Genomic DNA, 14,948 nt, shown 5'->3' with positions numbered 1-14,948 from the left:
CAGATTAATTGGCCATTAACAGGCACCATATCTGTCCACTCGATCTGGCTGACGATCTGCCTTCGATGTCCTTTGGAACTGCACGCATTTCTCAGTTCACCGCCGATGAGCTGGAGCAATTATTCGATTATCCAAGGCTAGCTCGTCACTTTCCTAGTTTACCACTTGAATCGAAGCGTCTTGCTCAGCTACATGGCTTTGAGGTCCTGGATCTCGCGCTGCTCGTCTGTGATCGCCTTGGTGCCCTTCACTGGCTGACCTTGGCTCTCTTTGTGAACTTGATCGACCCACCGACGCAGAGCGGTGGGCCCGATACTCAATGACACACAAACGTCACGCACTGAGCACTCATCATCAATGACCATACAGGCCGCATGCTGCTTGAATTCGCGGGAATAGATTTTTCTTTCGTTCATGCATCCTCCAACAGGGCAGTCCAATCGCCCTTAAGAGGTGTCCGGGATTATTAGGCCAGTTCAGCGATCATCCTCTCGCACAACCATCCGCGCGGGAACCCAGAGCCGAGCGTGACCGACAGGGCGATCCTACCAGATCAAGGTGGCACTGAGGCTCGTCGATGTTCCCTTGCCCGATCACGCCATCATCGGAGGTGAGTTCACGTTCTTCGCCGAAGATGGCCTGTTGTGACTTCCAGGGTGGGCTTCGGCTCCTTTCTAACATGATCAATACCAGCGATAAAAAATCCTCAGCGCCTATAGCAATCACATTTCTATCCAGAGATGATCAATTATGATCTGGCTCAATTTTTGGCGACGTGCATGATTCGATCGTAATGAAGCTGTTCTAGAAGTAGTGTCATGTCTACTTAGAAAAACTCTATCAATAGAAGACCAGTCCCCAGAATTCGAGGTGCCTAATTCATCAATCCACTGATCGAGTTGGGTTGCCCAGGTAGCTATATCGTTCGCCTGAATATAGCCAATCATTGCCGCCCGATTATGTGCCGCACCATGGTGTCCAGCCTTGAATCGCTGAATTCCTCCAGTGCTGCTAAAACGGCTGTAGATGTATTCTCGTTCATCACGCTCGCTACCGGCCGGAGTAGGTAGCCGTTTACATTCAATTGGCAGGAGAGTTTGATACTCCGTATATTCACGCCCCTCAATCCAAATCACTGTCCCGCTCGGGGCTATGGCAATATCTATTGAACGGCGTCCATCAGTATCATCGGGCTCCTCTCTTTTAAATTGAAGAAAATCCCACCCTGGGGTATGACGACTTGCACTTGAGAGCCGCGAGCAGAGTTGTGCGGTTAACCCATTTTCACTTGTTTTATGTGGTCTTATGGGGTCGTCGCGCCATACCGGCAATACACTCCCAATAAAACCAATCAAAGAATCAAACCATTCATCAGGTAGGCAGACATTGCTATCTAGTGAGCCAGAATACGCTTGAGCTCCAACTTCATCCGCAAGCATCGTTAAAACCCCTGCGCACGAAGATCGGAAAGAACGTCGTCAGCATCACGAAGTGCAATCGAACGCATCCAAAATCTATGGCGATCAGGCTTTAGAAGGAACAAAAAATTCTTGTCATAAAGCCGAGTAATTCGCGTGATAGTCAGATTATCTCCTTTCTTCTCATGAAGGAGTGCATCCACTCGATTACGCAACTCGCTAGCATCTGACCAATCCACCGCTCCATCACCAAAAGCGTATGCTTTGCAAATAGCGCCCGACCATCTCTCCATCGGAAGCGCTCGCAAAGGATTTCGCCCATAGACCCCGTTAATTTGGAAGGTGAAAACGTCATCGAATGCACTAAGGGCTTCTGGCTGGACTTGCTGCATTGCGGGAGACGCAGTGCCCAAGCGAATGAGGTCGCGCTGAAAAGAGACAATATCCTCAGCAATGATTAGTTCGTTAGGGCTTACATCAAGATCCCCATTCTCTGGATATGGAAGGGAGAAGATGTCCGCATTGAAAATAGAGGTGGCACGTTGCGTAAATAGCCGAGAACTTATTCCAGCCACATACGCGCGCAGAACAATCGAATGGGCTATAAGCCAATTCGCAACTTCCTCCAGCTTTTCAGAGTCGCCGGGCGCAGAAAATCCGACTATTTCGTTTTTATAAGTTAGGTAGCCATCTTCCCATAAATCAAGATAAAGATCTTCATGCTCCTTGATAAGCAGGAGTGGGGGCATGAACCGACTGGCCGATTTTGGATCTTTAATTGGATCATTAGGCACAATACTGAGTAAAGATCGGTCAATGCCATCAGCACCTAATGCCTGGGTTGGTAGCAGTGCCATCCCAACCAGATGCTGGACGTTGTCAGAGCTGTTTTTCTGCCCGCCAAAATACCCTTCACCAAAATCCCAGCCTTGCTTTGTGGCGAACTCCTTTAGTGTCGAATATTCACGCAATCGCCTAATCATGCTATGGACGCGACTGCCCCCTAACAAATTTGCGCGCCAGATATCCTGAGATTTGATGGCATCTAGTTTGCGAATCCAGTGAAGGTCGTAGTAGTCGATATCAAAACCCTGCTCCGCAGTCGCGCGGCCATTGCGGCGAAAAACTGCATGAAGCAAGCGATCCTCGGCTGCCGGACTCTTTGCCTCAGCAATTACCACGACAATTTTAGGATCGGCTCCCCCTTTTTTGAAAAGCCCTCTCACTGATACGAAATCTAAAATTTCACGCGCTTTCCAGCGTTCCAAGAACAGACGCCGAAATGAAAGGGAATGCTGGTTGTAAAGAAAACCGGCTGGCTCGACCATTGCCAATATGCCATTTTCATCAAGCATCTCCATGGCTTCATGGAGGAAAAGATATGCCAATTGCTTATCCGCCAGAGCGCCATGCTGTTTTTTATATGAGGCAAAGCTTTGGCGTGCACCATCTGTAGTCAAAGATGATTCAAATGGCGGATTTCCCACCACCACTGAAACTGGCGATGTTATCAGTCCCTTTTGTTTTGCTTCAAAAAAGCAACTGTGGTGCAGCGTCACATCGGCCAGAAGCGGGAACAGCTTGACGCTTGATCGGATCTCTGCTGGCTGCAGGGCATCACAAAGGCTCAAACATAAACTAAATGCAGCGAGTTCAACCGCTCCGTCTTCAACATCAATTCCATGCACACGCTGAAGTAACAGGCGCAAATCTTTTATGCCCGGACGTGCCCAGTCATTACGCCAACGCCAGTGCAAAACAAGCCGCTTGTATGCTTCGACCAAAAAGACGCCCGATCCACATGCAGGATCAAGAATCACACCATCTCCCGCCATGAGTTCATCAAGCCGACTCCAGCTTAACGACTCCTCCAACATTAGTCGCACTAGCGCAGGAGGTGTATAGATGGAGCTAGACGCATCTTTGACAAAAAGCTGGTAAATATTGCTAATCAGCTCTACTGGCAAATCTTTGAAGGAATAAAGCTTCCAGAGGCTAAGCTGTCCGCCACTATTTTCAAGCCCCTCGATAAGTCGCGCGTAATTTTCAAGCCCAGCATTGCCTATTAACGTTGAGTGCTCATCTTTTGACAATCGAAAAACGTGACCATTGAATCGCTCTTCCAGATTTAAAAGAAGTTTGGATAGCGCATTGCCATCCCTGAGAACTTCAAAGAAGCGTGTGGCTCCCTGACGCGCGCCCCCAAAATCGGCAGGCAATAGGACACAACGCTCTTCAAGATAAGCGATGAGTAGCGACAGAATAAGAAGTTTTCGGCGTAGTCGAGGTGTGAGTAGTTGTCGCTCTGAAATTTGATTTGCGAGCGACCGCACCGCCTCGACAAGTGTGCGATGCGCCGCTTTCTGCGCCGAAAGCATTAGCTTGCAGGTATCGGGATCGTCCCAGATTGTTCCATTGCGAATCCTATCAGCATCCCACCATGTGTCCTCCGCAGCAATTTTTGCACCTATGACAAGCGTTCGAACAGGCTTACAAACCGGGATGCCATCTTTCCCCAAAAAATCTGGAGCGTGAGCACAACGAAACAGTTGAATGCTACCTGGCAAAGCTCGATATACAAGCGGAACCCCGCCCCAGCTCCATAAGCGCTTGTGCAGCTCCGCAAAGCGTGCGTCATCAGGCTCGTCATTGGAATTAAATATAAAAGCCTGTGCAACAGGAGCGCGGCTATGACGCGCCTCTTCGAAAAAGACGGCGCGGGCACCATAAGATCGAGCCTTCTCTATGATGGAGACTTCTTCTGGAGGCCTTCCATTGTGATCATAGTTGCTCACTGCAACTAGCCCCGCAACGTGAGATATTCCTTGGTCTTCACGTATCAAGCGCAACCAGTCTACCGACATATGTGAAACATCGTGCGCATTAAGTGTCATTACGGCTCCCGTCGCGCTGAAACCGATTGATCTGAATAGATGTGGTCTTACTCACCGGGCTGGCCATTTTTCTTCAAAAGAGAGAAACCTTCTTTCAGAAGGTCTGTCATGCTGACGCCTTGAGCAACGGCAAAGCCTTTGAATTGTTTTTTGAATTCTGAGCTAACTTTGAAATTAAGCGATGCTCCTTGATCGGAGTTCGCTGTGACCTCTTTGCCATGTGTGGCTACCTTGCTGCCGGTCATTGGGCGCTCTCCGTTTAGCGATCGTTTCTTGTGGACGTAACAATGGTTGAATTATGCCGCATTTCTGGCTTTATAGAAAGCCAGAAAGCCAGAAAGCCAGAATGTATTCCATGGTTTTATGCTTAGGAATGAGCGTCCCCGGCCATGAAGCATGGCCGGGGACGCTCAAATTTCATCTCAGGAAAAACACAGGTGCCGAGCGAACGTTACGGCCAACTGGTCGTGGTGCACGATCTTGCAAATATTTTGGCACTACAAATTTTATGAAATACTTGCCACGATTGGGCGTTACACCAAAACGTCAGCTAAAGGTTTCGGCAAAATTTCTTATTAGCCGTGATCTGTAAATCTCCAAGGAGCTATTTCAATTCGATGACGAAATCCACCCATAAGCAGAACAAGGGGAAGTCCGACTATTTCTCCGCTGGAAAGCCGGTGCATCGGCTGTCTTATTGTGCCTTCCTGGATGTATTGGGCTTCTCGGAGAGAATCGGCGCCAGCTACAAGGACGGTACTGCGGACAAGCTGCTGAGGAGTTTTCATCAAATTCTCGCCAAGAGCATCGCGCAGCTCAAGGAGAGCACCGACGAGTCGATGCTCTATTTCAAGTCGTTCACCGACAACGTGGTGCTGGCCCACCCACGGTTCAGCGAAGATATGGAATCCGAGTTCGGATTCATCCTTTGGGCCATCAACGAATATCAGTTCCAGATGGCGCTAAAAGGCTTCTTCATCCGAGGCGGGATGGCGGTTGACCAGTTGTTCATGGATGAAAATAGCGTGTATGGCGCAGCGTTGTTGGAGGCATATCGCCTTGAAAGCAAAGTTGCCGTCAACCCCATCGTTGTCCTCTGTGACAACACTATGGAACTGGTGGACATGCACATTGGCTATTATTCTGGGGAGATTGCACCCCAAATCAGGGATGTATTGAGAGGCCCGGATGGTCGTTATTTCCTGAACTATCTGACGGAGTGCATTATTGAGGGCGATGATCGAGAGTATCTTGATGCCAAATCCCTTCGCCTGCACAAGAAGCAGATCGAGTCGGCACTGAAAATTTATGCCGCAGTCCCTACGGTATTTTCAAAATTTTCATGGCTCGCTGCGTACCATAACTATTTCTGCGACACGGTTTCCTTTTATCCAGGATACGAAGATTCACTAAAGGTATCCGCTAAGATCGCTGGCATTCATTTCCAACGACTCGCCAAGAAGAAGTAGGCCACCGATGTATTCCACCAAGCTCTATGTTATCGGGAACGGATTCGACCTATGGCATGGGATTCCGTCGAGTTACGTGCAGTTTAAGGAGTACGTGAGGCGACATGATCGAGACCTGTTCGATGCCATAGAAAGATATCTTCCTGCCGACGAAGACTGGAGCGACCTTGAATCCGCACTGGCTGATGTTGACGTGGACAGCATCATTGATGACCTCGGCCACTTCATGCAGTCCTACAGCGCTGAAGACTGGAGTGATGCTGGACATCATGATCTCCAGTACGAGGTCGATCAGGTCGTTCAACGTCTTTCGACTGAACTCAGGTTGCAGTTCGGCGAGTGGATACGTTCCTTGGAGATTCCAACGCCCAGCACGGCGACGAAGCGCCTGAACGGCATCGACGCAAACGCCGTTTTCCTGACCTTCAACTACACCTCGATGCTTGGCGACCTCTATGCCGTGCCTGACACCCATGTACTACACATCCATGGCGAGGTCAGGATGCAAGACAGCGAGTTGATCCTAGGGCATGGCTGGAATCCAGCTCAACGCCGCCCCCTCAATGATCGGCCCGACATTGAGGACATCGACACACGCATGATGGAAGCCCATAACATCTTGGACGACTACTTCTCTAAGACATTCAAACCGTCAGAACGCTTGATCCGCGAGCATCAAGCGTTCTTTGATAAGCTCGGTGCAATCGAGACCGTGCATGTACTGGGGCATTCTTTATCCGAAGTAGATTTGCCTTATATCCAGGCATTGCTGAGGGTGCCCAGCGTTGCTGCCGCCCACTGGTATGTTGCTTGCCGCTCGGAGCAGGAACGACCGACGAAATACGATCGACTGATCACACTGGGGGTGGGTACTCAGCGAGCCGCGACCGCTCTCTGGAATGACTACTAACGGGCGCAGCAGAAAAGGGGCCGAAGCCCCAGGATTAGATCAGGTCACGTTCGGCAAAGGACGTGGTATCGCTACCGGCGATAAAGACATGATCCAGCGTGCGCACATCTACCAGCGCCAGTGCGTTCTTGAGCCGCTTGGTGATGGCCTCATCGGCACGGCTCGGCTCGGGATTCCCGCTGGGATGGTTGTGCGAGAAGATCACTGCCGCCGCATTGAGCCGCAGCGCCTCCTTGACCACCTCTCGCGGATACACCGAACCACTGTCAATGGTGCCCCGGAACATCTCGGTGTACTCGATCAAGCGATGCTGCGAATCGAGGAACAGCACCGCGAAGACTTTGTGCTCGAAGCCAGCCAGCTTGGTGCGCAGGTATCTCGTAACGACCTGACATGACTACACTCGAAGCACCAGGCAGCGGTATTTTAGCCAAACTGACTTTTCAGACAAACCCTAGTTTCAGTCGACGGGTTTGCCTCAACTCTCATAAATCCGTGACGTTTCAGTGTCGCTCATGCCGGAGCCCTGCATATGCCCGGTATGAGTTTTCTGTGGGAAATCTATAAATCAGCCAGCGCTTATCATCGCGCTTTCGCAGCATGGTTTCTCAGCTCAGGTGATTATGAATGAGCTGTCGTTGCTCCGGGGGCAGCGTTAGGGGCTGGCGAGCCTCCAGAGTGAGCCGGTCGCCATTGAGCCATGAAAGTTCGGCATGCTGATCGCAGAGTTGTAGATGGGCTTCGCGGAACGACTGCCCCAGTCGTATTTCTCCCTCCATACGACTGGGGCGCAAGCTGCTGACGGAGCGGTTGGTGACCCATAGCCATTCATGACCAGAGTCTGGTGTATCGGTCATCTGGTCGGTGAGTTTGATCTCGACTAGGTGACCCTGTGGTGATGCGAACAGACGCATGACTTCGTAGGCTAAAGACATAGAATGGATCGGTTGCTGATGGGATGTGATGATTCTGCCAGAGATGCAGCTTTTCTTCATGGTCCGCTGCTCGCTTGTTGGTATTGAGGGCGATGCAGACCAGCAGCAGTGGTGTGGTGCCGCATTGATGTGGCCGAATAGGTCAGCTGATGGATTGTCAAGAAAAAGCCAGGGGAGGGCGGTCTCAGCTTAAAGCACATGGCTCATCGCTTACTGTAGGTTCAAGGGTAGAGCACCGCGCTCGCAGCTAAATCACTAGAAGAGTCGCATCCCAGTCTTCCTAACCTTGTTACTTCTCATCGTTTGGCCTCGACAGGCATATCATTCTTCCAAATTTCTTGTTGTTATTTTCATCATACTTTTGACCAAAAAGGTCACTACAGCCATCAGGATGATATTAATCATAACCATGAGCGTTGTTGGGGTCGACCGTGGGCTAGCGCAATGCGATTAAGGGGTACGCAGTACAGGCTACAGGATGACCTTGAAGGTCATGGTTGTGACGATTTTAGTTGAATGGTGTCACGGTATGGAAGCATGCCCGTCATGACAGCATCATGGCCTTTACAGCGAGACGATTACCGAAAACACTGATCACCAGCGTTTATTCCGGCGCCTGAGCTATATGGAGGGCTTGAGCTAGCCGTAAGGCGCTTTTTTCCGGTTTGTCTTGGTACTCGATCGGGCTTTGCAAGGATGCCCATCACGCCACGATCCTGATGGGGGCTTTGCTGAAGATGACGAGTCGCATCCAATGCAAAAGAAGACGGAAGAGCGTGACAGTGAATAGTAATAATATAAAAATATTCTACACCCCCATCGAAGCCACTACCCGGTGGGTTACTCTTTCCGAGCACGAGGAGCCTATCCTCGAAAATCTCAATCCTTTTCGGATACTCTCAACCCAAGAGTTGGAGGAGCGGCCGCTTATTTGTCTGGATCTTTCATGCCTGAACATTAGGTGCATTGGTTCACCGCTTGATAGCACTGATTATCTGGTTTTTTATGAAAGCGCATAACCCAGTGCGTATTTATTGTATCCACTTCCACCCGCTTTCCCCTCAATGAGATCACGTCCATGAAGCGCCAGAAGCGCACAGGAGTGATCAAAATGAACCAGCAGACAACCTTCAGCGAGGCCAACATTGAACGCCGCATGCTGCGTCGGCCAGAAGTAGAAGCAAAAACCGGTTTTAAACGCGCTCATATCTACAACCTGATGAGTCTGGGTAAGTTTCCTAAAGCCATTCGCATTGGCGTGCGCGCAGTGGGTTGGGACTCAGTCGAGATAGAACAATGGCTTACAGAACGGCGAAATGAACGGTCATGACCGTACTTTCCCAATCTAGAAAAACAGGAGCCGTTCATGCAAGTATTATCGTTGATAAGCACCAAAGGCGGGGTTGGTAAAACTACGATTGCGGCAAATCTTGGCGGCTTCTTTGCCGATGCCGGTTTCCGGGTTTTGTTGCTCGATCTGGATACTCAACCCACGCTGTCTTCATACTATGAGCTATCTCACCGGGCGCCAGGCGGCACCTATGAGCTGCTCGCGTACAACGAACGGGATATTACGCAACTTATTTCCGGAACCTGTATCGATGGTCTCGATATAGTGCTTTCCAACGATGTACACCGTCAACTGAACACGCTATTGCTACATGCTCCAGACGGTCGTCTGAGGCTGCGCAATTTGCTTTCTGTGTTCCGTAAAAACTATGACCTCATCCTGATTGACACCCAGGGTGCGCGCAGTGTCCTGCTGGAAATGGCATTTCTGGCTTCTGATTCGGCTGTTTCACCGGTCACACCAGAGATACTTGCAGCTAGGGAGCTACAACGCGGGACGCTGCAACTTGTCAAGGAAGTAGAACCGTTTCGCCATCTTGGTATTCAACCACCACCTATCAGCTTGTTGATTAACCGCATCCCGGCAGTGTCCTCCAACGCCAGGCTGGTTCAACAGACACTCAGGCTCGTGTTTCGTGATCAGCCCGGAGTGCAAGTTCTCGACGCGGAGGTTCCATCCATTGAAGCTTTCCCTAAAGCGGCTACGAAAGGGCTACCTGTTCATAGAGTCGAGCGTCATCGCCCCACAGGCCGTCAAACTCCAGCTGCCATCGACATCATTCGTAGTCTCGGCACAGAGATATTGCCTCAATGGGCACTGCCATTGTCTCTGGTGACAGGCAAAGGGGCGAAGCATGATCTGCGTACATGAACTATCTGCGGGGCATAAGCGGCTATTCCCATTGATTCAGTATGTGATGAGTGAAGGCTGGTTGGTCATGCGTACACCCGGGGGCCATCTGCGGCTCACCAAAGCCGGATTACCCACGGTATTCACCGGGCCTGTGCCGGTGAGCGTTCGGCCGATCTCAGTCTGTATTGAAGTCGCTGCTACAGGGGTTTCGGTGGGGGGCAATCAGGATGGCTGACTTAACCCCCAACGAGATGGCCGGCAAGCTGCTCACCGAAGGGTTTTCGCCCGGCGCGCAGGTAGCCGCTGAATTGACTGATCCCATTGTGGATACGCCAATGGTGGTTACGCTTGATGAGTTGCGGCCGTACGAGCTGGACCCACGGCTGACACGAAATCCACTATACGACGAGATCAAAGCGTCCATCAAAGAACGTGGGCTGGATGCAGCTCCTCCCATTACTCGCCGCCCCGGTGCCGACCACTTCATCATCAGGAACGGCGGAAACACTCGGTTGGCGATCCTGCGTGAATTGTGGTCGGAGACCAAAGACGAACGTTTTTTCCGCATTCCCTGCTTGTTTCGCCCATGGCCTGAGCGTGGTGAGATTGTTGCGTTGACTGGCCACCTTGCGGAAAACGAACTTCGTGGGGGACTGACCTTTATCGAACGCGCATTGGGCGTTGAGAAGGCGCGGGAATTTTATGAGGAGGAAAGGGGGCAGCCGATCACTCAATCCGAACTTGCTCGACTTTTGCGTGGCGATGGATATTCAGTGCAGCAATCTCACATCAGCCGCATGCGTGATGCCGTTCAGTACTTACTGCCTGCCATTCCCAACGTCCTCTATGCTGGGCTGGGGCGTCACCAGGTCGAGCGGCTTGCGGTGATTCGTAAAGCAAGCGAACGCACCTGGGAACACCACGCGAAGGGTCGATCACTCGCAACTGACTTTGATACCTTGTTCCAGGAGGTACTCGGTCAGTTTGATGTCAGTGTTGACGATTTCTCGGCTGGGCGAGTCCAGGACGAGCTGATCGGCCAGATGTCGGCGATGCTTGGCACCAACTACGATGTACTCGCTTTATCCGTCAACGAATCAGGTAGCCGCCATCGGGCATTGACCAGTACACCGGAAGTGCCGCCATCCTCGGCGACGCTTTCCACTAGGGTGGAACATTCAAATGAGGTAGAGACGGTCGAAGGGCCTGGAGCTTCACAAAACGAGAACCTTCCTCCTCTGAATGTTGAACGTCCCACTGACGTGTTGCAAGAGCATATTGTTTCGCCTGCTCCGACAACTCTAAGGCTTCAAACGATTCAGCGTATGGTGGCTGACGAGCTGGGTGATGAGGCTCCACCGGACTTCACGCAAAACGTATTGCAGTCGGTTCCGGTACAGGCTGGAGGCGTGTATCCGATTTCCGACGTCTGGTATATCGAGCCGGGCCTGGATAACCCTGACAACTTGCGAACCCACATCAGCCAGTTTGCACGGGAGATTGCAGCCGAAGCCTCGTTGGCTCATTGCATTGATGACGAAGACACTGGAATTGGTTTCTCGTGCTCCAATCATAACGAGGACATGACCCCATCCGGCCGCGCTATCGTGATGCTTCTGGAATCTGTCAGCGGGAAGCCCAGCAGGGATACCGTGGCTAACAACGAGCAGATGGCTGCCGCCCTTCCGGCACTTCTGCATGGTCAAGACCCCCAGATCAAGCGACTGAGCGATACCGCACTCGTACAACTCTTTCGGCTCGTACGGTTGGCTCGCAGGGTGTTGGAGTTTGAATCAGAGGGTATGGGCCGCAGCTCATAACGGGAGGTTTTCCAATGTATGCACATCCACTAAACCAGGCCGTCATCGCCCAGGCACTCTATGATCTTCGCAATGGCCAACTGCGTCGTTGTCAGTCAATGGGTTTTGGCGCGCGGGACCTGGATGCGCTCAAGAATCCCGAGATGGTTAGCGTGTTAGCCAACTCCCAAGTGCCCTGGTGTTCTGTAACGATCAACCGTGACGTATTGCAACGGCTGCTTCAACAAGCGTTGAATATGGAGCAAGAGATTGCCACGATTGATCGCATGCTCAGGCTGGGTGCAAGCACGGATATGGTGAACGGCTTCTATGGTCTTACGAACCAGGAAGTCGCCCTGCGCCGCGAAATCCTCGACCTGCCGAAACGCAAGGGGCGCCATCCTGTCCTGGACGAGACCCAGGATACGGAGCTGTGGCGGAAATGGAAGGCCGTAACCAGCAGCAAAAACATCGATCTGGGGGACGAGACCTCAATCCTCGATGCGGCAATGGACTTGGCCGAAGGCATGTCCCTGCCGCTGTCGGTGGTCTGGGCGGCGATCAAGAACTGGGTGGATCAGGGATTTGGATAAGCCATGGCCATGCATCACACAGCACCATGCCGAGGCCCTGTCGTAATCGCCGATCTGTTCAATAATGCCCTGGAAAAACTCACACCCGACCACAGTACACCCGCCTCCGGTGACGGCTTCCTGTTCAGCGGCAACCGGCACGAGAGCGTGCCGCGGCGCCTATTCCTTGATCGCAGACTGACGCCGCTGGAACGCAATGCCTGGCAAGTCTTCCGGCTGATGCTCAACGACGACGGTGTGACGGCGTTTCCCACGTATGAACAGTTGCGACCTTGGTTGGCGTCGATGCCTTGCACCGCGAGGGCATCGCATGAAACGGTTGCACGCGCGCTGACACTGCTGCGTTTGACACGCTGGCTGAGCCTGGTGCGTAGACGCCGTGATCCCAATACCGGCCGTATCCTTGGCAACCTCTATGTACTGCACGACGAACCCTTGACGCCGTTTGAAGCGATGCAATTGGACGCCGACTACCTTGAGCTGGTGAGCCAGTCCATCGGGCACTCGTCAAAGGCCGTCCAGATCGTGGGGCTGAACACCCTGCAGGAAATTGCAGAAGACCCGCTGCTGTCTGGTCGCACGCTGCCGTCACGGTTGCAGGTGATCGCCGAGCGACTTGCCCGTGAAGATATCGGGACACACGAACGTTATCCACAAGATGGCGCTACCCACGATTCCGAAGAAGGGGGCTCAAGCCTTCTTCGGAATCGTGAACACCTCTCTACGGATTCCGAAGCAGGGCCGAAACCCGCGCCAGACAACGCTCTTCGGAATCCGAAGGAGGACAGTACTGTACGTAATATAAATAAAGTACGTACTACTGCGCGCGCGATGCAGGAGATTCGTCTGCCTGATCGCTTCAACGGTTTGAAAGAAGAGCAGCGAACAGGTGTCATGGTGGCATTGCAGCAGGTCGATGCCTCACTGCGTCAGGCAGTGCTGGACGAATGGGAGGAGCGCTGTCGTGGCAGCAACATCCGAAACCCCGCGGGATATCTTTTCGGCATTATCCAGCGCGCCATCCGTGGTGAGTTCAACGCCTGGGCCAGGGGCAAGGTGGCGCATGAGTCAGATGGGGCAGCAGTCAAGCATTCAGCCCCCCCGGAGCGTCAAGCTAGAAAGATGGCTCCTGGTCTTGCCAAGCAATATCTCGATCAAATGCGTGATCTCTTGAAAGAAGGTTGATTCAGCCAGCGATCAGCCTTCGGTAGCATTCAGCATGCTTGTCCCCAGGGGATAAATGGCAGTTTCTGCGGCCCTTCGCGTAATACAAGGTGGCGGGCGGTGGCGGTTTGTTGACTGACTGCCCTCCGGATTCTCTCGAAGCTGGCAACTCCCTATTCGAATGTGAGTTGTTGCCATGGCCACCAATGAGTCCTTGAGATTGAACCTCGGTTCGCTTCGCAGTGTGATGACCTTGACCCTGCATACCCACCATGCATCTCGCATCTGGCATGGACGTGCTCCTGCCGAAGGTCGCCCTGGCATCGTCGGGCTAAACGGCTATATCGCCGTCATGAACAAAATGAAGAGGGGCGCGGAGCAGGATGATCCGTACTCGGACTGGTGGATGCTTCGCATTGAAGAAAAGCTTGAACAGACAAAGTCGGCTCTGCAGTCATTGCACGAGCAGGTCGAGCGGGCTCTCTCTGGTGTGCCACCCGCATTGTCGATAGGTGAGAACCTGAACGTCCAGCCGGTCAAGCTTCCCCTGTTTGTGAATGCTCAACTGGGGTTCAGTGCGGTCTATCTGCTGGCCGAATACGACGATATCGCCCGCAAGTTGATTCTGGCGCACCACACCGCACTGATTGATCGCGGCACGTTGGAACGGTGGCTGCACGAAGGTGGACACGCATTGCGAAGCCTATTCAGCCTGGCGCAGCAATACCGGTACTCCGGCTGTACCCGCGACGATTTCGCCGCCAGGAATGCAGCGGCCCGGGCAGCGCAGGAGAAACTTGGCGATCTGCCACAGGACGTGCTTGAAGGCACGCGCCGATCACGATTTGCGCCACCGATTATTCGCCGAGGACTGCAGCAGCACAGCAAGCCAGTGGAAGATGCCGCAGAGCTTGCAGAGGGTGATGTCGATGCAAGCGAAGTACCGGAGACAACCGAAGAAGGTGAGGAGCCGGTATGAGCGATCGACGTTTTCATCCGCTGCAACGAGAGGACTTCACCAGGCTGGAACACGCAGCCTATCTAAAAGGCCTTTTAAAACCTTTTAAAGGTAAGGGGGATTTTGACGATTGGGCCAACCAGTGTTTCGCACTGCGCGACGAAATGATTGGCATGGCGCAGCGGCGGGTCCTGGAACAGGCGGGCGGCTATCCCTTTAACCTGTTGGATGTGGAACTGGCCCAGCAGAACACTGGCGCTGGCACGGTCTTTTTGCGCTGGCGCAAGCACGATCGCTCGGTCATGGGCGTAGCCCTGTGGCAAGAGTTGATGGCCAGTACCAGCACGCCGGTCAATCTGCTGGAAGATTTTCTGGCCATCGAACAGGCGCGGATCACGATCAATATGCAGGTGAGCCTGTTACATACGCTTGGCAGACAGGCGCGGGACTGCGCCAACAAGATGTTGCAGGCAGAGGATGCTTATCTGCGCCGAATGACTGAGATCGCCATCAGCAGCTCTCGCAGGGGGAGACCATTGCCATGAGTCCGCCGACCGCATACCGGTGATCGGCTGTAGCACCTCGGGCGCAGTGAACATGGGGCT

At 52.6% G+C, this 14,948-nt stretch carries 16 protein-coding genes and 1 pseudogene; 11 read left to right on the top strand and 6 right to left on the bottom strand.

Annotated features, from left to right (window positions below; translation table 11 throughout):
- Positions 1 to 188: 188 nt before the first annotated feature.
- Positions 189 to 416: a transposase gene (locus K787_RS21755; protein ID WP_022960749.1), complete on the bottom strand. Its 228-nt coding sequence runs from the start codon at positions 414 to 416 to the stop codon at positions 189 to 191.
- A gap of 66 nt (positions 417 to 482) precedes the next feature.
- On the opposite strand from K787_RS21755, the gene K787_RS25790 reads away from it, so the two are divergent.
- Positions 483 to 614, top strand: a complete 132-nt coding sequence (locus tag K787_RS25790) for a JAB domain-containing protein (protein ID WP_084671858.1) — start codon at positions 483 to 485, stop codon at positions 612 to 614.
- A 108-nt stretch (positions 615 to 722) separates the two neighbouring features.
- On the opposite strand, the gene K787_RS24515 is transcribed toward K787_RS25790, so the two are convergent.
- Genes K787_RS24515 through K787_RS0100150 form a run of 3 tightly spaced genes read right to left on the bottom strand, consistent with a single transcriptional unit; the run spans position 723 to position 4,557 of the window.
- Positions 723 to 1,439: a hypothetical protein gene (locus tag K787_RS24515; RefSeq protein WP_084671857.1), complete on the bottom strand. Its 717-nt coding sequence runs from the start codon at positions 1,437 to 1,439 to the stop codon at positions 723 to 725.
- Positions 1,440 to 1,441: 2 nt separating this feature from the next.
- A complete protein-coding gene (locus K787_RS0100155) occupies positions 1,442 to 4,312 on the bottom strand; it encodes an HsdM family class I SAM-dependent methyltransferase (protein WP_022960748.1) in 2,871 nt (956 codons plus the stop codon).
- A gap of 47 nt (positions 4,313 to 4,359) precedes the next feature.
- A complete protein-coding gene (locus tag K787_RS0100150) occupies positions 4,360 to 4,557 on the bottom strand; it encodes a hypothetical protein (RefSeq protein ID WP_022960747.1) in 198 nt (65 codons plus the stop codon).
- A 372-nt stretch (positions 4,558 to 4,929) separates the two neighbouring features.
- Between K787_RS0100150 and K787_RS0100145 the strand changes: the two genes are divergently transcribed.
- Together K787_RS0100145 and K787_RS0100140 are read left to right on the top strand one after the other, a co-directional pair.
- Positions 4,930 to 5,781: a hypothetical protein gene (locus tag K787_RS0100145; protein WP_022960746.1), complete on the top strand. Its 852-nt coding sequence runs from the start codon at positions 4,930 to 4,932 to the stop codon at positions 5,779 to 5,781.
- Between the two features lie 7 nt (positions 5,782 to 5,788).
- The gene (locus K787_RS0100140) at positions 5,789 to 6,691 is read left to right on the top strand and encodes a bacteriophage abortive infection AbiH family protein (protein ID WP_022960745.1); all 903 of its coding nucleotides are present in this window, start codon (positions 5,789 to 5,791) and stop codon (positions 6,689 to 6,691) included.
- A gap of 34 nt (positions 6,692 to 6,725) precedes the next feature.
- Here the strand turns inward: K787_RS0100140 and K787_RS21750 are convergent.
- Together K787_RS21750 and K787_RS0100130 are read right to left on the bottom strand one after the other, a co-directional pair.
- A pseudogene (locus K787_RS21750) lies at positions 6,726 to 7,076 on the bottom strand (JAB domain-containing protein); the annotation flags it as partial.
- A 223-nt stretch (positions 7,077 to 7,299) separates the two neighbouring features.
- Positions 7,300 to 7,626 carry a hypothetical protein gene (locus K787_RS0100130; protein ID WP_022960744.1) on the bottom strand — a complete coding sequence of 109 codons (327 nt, stop codon included), beginning with the start codon at positions 7,624 to 7,626 and terminating at the stop codon, positions 7,300 to 7,302.
- Between the two features lie 1,111 nt (positions 7,627 to 8,737).
- Here K787_RS0100130 and K787_RS0100120 point away from each other — a divergent pair.
- From K787_RS0100120 to K787_RS0100085, 8 genes are all read left to right on the top strand, one after another.
- Positions 8,738 to 8,956 carry an AlpA family transcriptional regulator gene (locus K787_RS0100120; RefSeq protein ID WP_022960742.1) on the top strand — a complete coding sequence of 73 codons (219 nt, stop codon included), beginning with the start codon at positions 8,738 to 8,740 and terminating at the stop codon, positions 8,954 to 8,956.
- Positions 8,957 to 8,992: 36 nt separating this feature from the next.
- On the top strand, positions 8,993 to 9,847 hold the full coding sequence (locus K787_RS0100115) for a ParA family protein (protein WP_022960741.1): 855 nt from the start codon (positions 8,993 to 8,995) through the stop codon (positions 9,845 to 9,847).
- A complete protein-coding gene (locus K787_RS24175; protein ID WP_028614433.1) occupies positions 9,831 to 10,064 on the top strand; it encodes a hypothetical protein in 234 nt (77 codons plus the stop codon). Before K787_RS0100115 ends, K787_RS24175 begins: the two co-directional genes overlap by 17 nt.
- Positions 10,057 to 11,649 carry a ParB family protein gene (locus K787_RS0100105; protein WP_028614432.1) on the top strand — a complete coding sequence of 531 codons (1,593 nt, stop codon included), beginning with the start codon at positions 10,057 to 10,059 and terminating at the stop codon, positions 11,647 to 11,649. Before K787_RS24175 ends, K787_RS0100105 begins: the two co-directional genes overlap by 8 nt.
- 14 nt (positions 11,650 to 11,663) lie before the next feature.
- A complete protein-coding gene (locus tag K787_RS0100100) occupies positions 11,664 to 12,221 on the top strand; it encodes a DUF2857 domain-containing protein (RefSeq protein ID WP_022960739.1) in 558 nt (185 codons plus the stop codon).
- Positions 12,222 to 12,224: 3 nt separating this feature from the next.
- Entirely contained in the window at positions 12,225 to 13,406 is a 1,182-nt protein-coding gene (locus K787_RS0100095) for an STY4528 family pathogenicity island replication protein (protein WP_022960738.1), read from the top strand.
- A gap of 175 nt (positions 13,407 to 13,581) precedes the next feature.
- On the top strand, positions 13,582 to 14,364 hold the full coding sequence (locus tag K787_RS0100090; RefSeq protein WP_022960737.1) for a PFL_4669 family integrating conjugative element protein: 783 nt from the start codon (positions 13,582 to 13,584) through the stop codon (positions 14,362 to 14,364).
- Positions 14,361 to 14,888, top strand: coding sequence for a DUF3158 family protein (locus K787_RS0100085; protein WP_022960736.1), 528 nt, complete (start codon positions 14,361 to 14,363; stop codon positions 14,886 to 14,888). Before K787_RS0100090 ends, K787_RS0100085 begins: the two co-directional genes overlap by 4 nt.
- Positions 14,889 to 14,948: the final 60 nt, after the last annotated feature.

The sequence above is a fragment of the Halopseudomonas pelagia CL-AP6 genome, from assembly GCF_000410875.1.
Lineage (GTDB): Bacteria > Pseudomonadota > Gammaproteobacteria > Pseudomonadales > Pseudomonadaceae > Halopseudomonas > Halopseudomonas pelagia.
The sequence above is the reverse complement of the archived record's forward strand: the minus strand, read 5'-3'. Positions and strand labels throughout refer to the sequence as shown.

Excerpts from the sequence above, each read along its gene's own strand:
- K787_RS21755 (WP_022960749.1), bottom strand. The coding sequence starts at position 416 with ATGAACGAAAGAAAAATCTATTCCCGCGAATTCAAGCAGCATGCGGCC.
- K787_RS24515 (WP_084671857.1), bottom strand. The coding sequence starts at position 1,439 with ATGCTTGCGGATGAAGTTGGAGCTCAAGCGTATTCTGGCTCACTAGAT.
- K787_RS0100155 (WP_022960748.1), bottom strand. The coding sequence starts at position 4,312 with ATGACACTTAATGCGCACGATGTTTCACATATGTCGGTAGACTGGTTG.
- K787_RS0100150 (WP_022960747.1), bottom strand. The coding sequence starts at position 4,557 with ATGACCGGCAGCAAGGTAGCCACACATGGCAAAGAGGTCACAGCGAAC.
- K787_RS0100145 (WP_022960746.1), top strand. The coding sequence starts at position 4,930 with ATGACGAAATCCACCCATAAGCAGAACAAGGGGAAGTCCGACTATTTC.
- K787_RS0100140 (WP_022960745.1), top strand. The coding sequence starts at position 5,789 with ATGTATTCCACCAAGCTCTATGTTATCGGGAACGGATTCGACCTATGG.
- K787_RS0100130 (WP_022960744.1), bottom strand. The coding sequence starts at position 7,626 with ATGTCTTTAGCCTACGAAGTCATGCGTCTGTTCGCATCACCACAGGGT.
- K787_RS0100120 (WP_022960742.1), top strand. The coding sequence starts at position 8,738 with ATGAACCAGCAGACAACCTTCAGCGAGGCCAACATTGAACGCCGCATG.
- K787_RS0100115 (WP_022960741.1), top strand. The coding sequence starts at position 8,993 with ATGCAAGTATTATCGTTGATAAGCACCAAAGGCGGGGTTGGTAAAACT.
- K787_RS24175 (WP_028614433.1), top strand. The coding sequence starts at position 9,831 with ATGATCTGCGTACATGAACTATCTGCGGGGCATAAGCGGCTATTCCCA.
- K787_RS0100105 (WP_028614432.1), top strand. The coding sequence starts at position 10,057 with ATGGCTGACTTAACCCCCAACGAGATGGCCGGCAAGCTGCTCACCGAA.
- K787_RS0100100 (WP_022960739.1), top strand. The coding sequence starts at position 11,664 with ATGTATGCACATCCACTAAACCAGGCCGTCATCGCCCAGGCACTCTAT.
- K787_RS0100095 (WP_022960738.1), top strand. The coding sequence starts at position 12,225 with ATGGCCATGCATCACACAGCACCATGCCGAGGCCCTGTCGTAATCGCC.
- K787_RS0100090 (WP_022960737.1), top strand. The coding sequence starts at position 13,582 with ATGGCCACCAATGAGTCCTTGAGATTGAACCTCGGTTCGCTTCGCAGT.
- K787_RS0100085 (WP_022960736.1), top strand. The coding sequence starts at position 14,361 with ATGAGCGATCGACGTTTTCATCCGCTGCAACGAGAGGACTTCACCAGG.